Here is a 478-nt window from a genome sequence, read left to right on the forward strand (position 1 = left end):
AGATGCAGGTCCGCGACGTCGCGCGCGTCGACCACGCCGACCACCATGCGCGGCAGCCCAGGCATCTCGCCATCCATCAAACGCCGGATGAACTCGGTCGACGTCGAATGATCCGGCCCCAGGACCGGCCCGAAGATGCCGACCGGATTGACCACCGCCAGTCCCAGGGCACCGCCTTCGCGACCGATGAAATCCCACGCCGCCCGCTCGGCAAGCGTCTTCGACTTCACATAGGCGCTGACCTTTTCCGAAAGGTTGGTCCAGTTCTCCTCCGTGAACGGCTCCCCGGCGACCGGTGTCTGGCCATAGCCGATGGCGGCAAAAGACGAGGTGAGCACGACACGTTCGACGCCGGCGTCGCGCGCGGCGCGCAGCACCCGCAACGCCCCTTCCCTGGCCGGGACGATCAGGTCGTCCTCATGCTTCGGCACGCCCGGCGGAAAAGGCGAAGCGACGTGAAGGACGTACCGGCATCCGG

General features: G+C 67.2%; 1 protein-coding gene. It reads right to left on the reverse strand.

Annotated elements, in window-relative coordinates; translation table 11 throughout:
- Window positions 1-478: NAD-dependent epimerase/dehydratase family protein (locus EOD07_RS37015; RefSeq protein WP_127238542.1), on the reverse strand; the 478-nt coding region annotated here is incomplete at both ends.

The sequence above is a fragment of the Mesorhizobium sp. M2C.T.Ca.TU.002.02.1.1 genome (assembly GCF_003997225.1).